Here is a 2,153-nt window from a genome sequence, read left to right on the forward strand (position 1 = left end):
CCTTCGGACTTCACGAAGCTGGTCGCCTTCTCGCAGCGGATGCCGCCGGTGCAGAACATGGCGACCTTGGGTGTGCGGCCTTCGGCTTCGAGCTTTGCGCGGAAGTCGCGGAACCAGTCCGGGAATTCGCGGAAGGTTTTCATGTTCGGGTCGATCGCGCCTTCGAACGTGCCGATGGCGACTTCGTAATCGTTGCGCGTATCGATCAGCACAGTGTCCGGGTCCGATATCAGGGCGTTCCAGGCCTCGGGCGCGACATAGGTGCCGACCAGGGCGTTGGGGTCGGTGCCGGGAACGCCCATGGAAACGATCTCGCGCTTCAGGCGCACTTTCAGGCGCAGGAAGGGCATCTCGCCCGTTTCGGAAAATTTCGCTTCCAGCGTCTTGCAGCCTGGCAGGGCGCGCAGGGCGGCAAGGGCGGCGTCCACGGCGTCGGCGGTCCCCGCGATGGTGCCGTTGACGCCTTCACTGGCCAACAGGACGGTGCCTTTCACGCCCGTGGCGCTCAGGGTGTCGGCCAGTGCGGGCTGGCGGGATTCAAAGTCCGGCAGGGCAACGAACTTGTAGAAGGCGGCAACAGTATAGGTCATGGCCGCGCTTATGGCAGATCAGCGCGCAGATTTGAATAAGGGGCAACACGTGCGGCGCCTGAGGGGGCGCTTGGGGTGGGGTATGGGTGTTCTGAGGGGGAGGTAGGGGTCAGGTGTCGGGAATTTTGAATCCGTAGTCCCGGCGAAAGCCGGGATCTCTTGAGATTATTCCGGACAGGGTGGCCCAAGGCCCCGGCGTTCGCCGGGGACACGGAAGTGGGGCGGCAGCCAGCGCGCGCCTCAGTCTGCCCGACACCGGTGAACGGAAACAGCCCGGAGAGATCGTCCGACAATTGCAGCACCACGACGCGGCCATTCCATGCGACGCCCCAGAGCATTTGACTGTCCGGACCGCCGGCAGCTTTGAACCACGCCTTCAGGCGCTGGATGCGCCAGAAGATCAGTGGCCAGATTGGCAGCAGGTACCACGGCAGGCCGGGCATGGGGGCAAGGAGGGCGTACATCGCAGCGCATTATACGCGCAGTTGGGGAGGGGGCGGATAAGGCGGGCTGTTTCCGTCAGTCTACCCGCCTGGGTTCGTCGGCAAAATGGCTGAGACCCAGCCATTGCTGCATGTGGGAGGAGATCGCCTGGTCGCCGTCCAGCCAGACCCTGTCCTCGGCGACGGCGCGCTGGTAGGCTAGGTTGCGATTGTCGAAACGCTGGAGCGCGCCCGCCGTTGAGGCATAGCCGACAACTTCTACCGATTTCGACGACCAGCGTTCGAGTGCCGAGATACTGTCGCCGAGGACGGACTCGCCAGCTGGCGAGAGCGTGTTCTTGCCGTTGTCGAACGCGATCAGCAGTAGTTCGGGGACCGGCGGAACGATGTGGATCGTCCGGGTCGGGAAGTTGGTTTTTAGGCCTTCCTCCATGGTGCGACAGGCCGAGATCGACAGGCCGTCATGCGGCGCGGCGATCAGCGTGGCGGTTCTGTGCTCGGCGTCGATGTCGGCTGCGGCAAGCTTGAAAGGGATGGCAGCGCGCAGCTCGGTCTCGGACTGACGGAGCATTCCCAGGCTCTCGATCCGGGAGATTTCGGCGCGCAGCGGCGCGGCGATGGAGGAGTCCGCCATGCGCAGATAGGCTTCAGCTTCGAGCGCCTTGTCCTCGTCGATTAGGACCTGCCCGAGATTGACCGTCAGCATGATCGGACCCATGAGCGGCGAGATCAGCATGGCGCCAATGATGACGGCAGGCGAAGAGAGCAGGAGGCCGAGTGTCGCGATGGCGCATGACGTGACCGCCATGAAGACATAGCGGCCGGACATCTGGCCTTCTTCGCGGACATGATCGCCCACGTCCTGATGGTCAATCTTGCGGACGAGCTGGCGCAGGAAGAGTTTCGCACGCCGCTTGAGGACGTTCATCTTCTCGGATGGTTCTGACTTGTCGAATGCCAGGTGGCGGAGGTCTCGTGGTTTAGCGGCGGGATCGGCAGCCAGTAAGGCAAATTCGATACGTAATCATTAGTATTATGCATTGAAAAACGCGGAATTTACAGTGCCCGGAACAGTGCCTGCCAGCAGCGCCTAGTCGGCAAGGATGCGGGGCAGTTTGAA

General features: G+C 62.8%; 2 protein-coding genes. Both read right to left on the bottom strand.

The features are described from left to right. Positions 1-590 (bottom strand): rhodanese-like domain-containing protein (locus ACESNB_RS10365; protein WP_373006964.1); only part of this gene is annotated, 590 nt, incomplete at its 3' end. A gap of 519 nt (positions 591-1,109) precedes the next feature. Next, the gene (locus ACESNB_RS10370; RefSeq protein ID WP_373006966.1) at positions 1,110-1,961 is read right to left on the bottom strand and encodes a hypothetical protein; all 852 of its coding nucleotides are present in this window, start codon (positions 1,959-1,961) and stop codon (positions 1,110-1,112) included. Positions 1,962-2,153 lie beyond the last annotated feature (192 nt).

It is taken from the genome of Hyphomonas sp. (assembly GCF_041689225.1).
GTDB lineage: Bacteria > Pseudomonadota > Alphaproteobacteria > Caulobacterales > Hyphomonadaceae > Hyphomonas.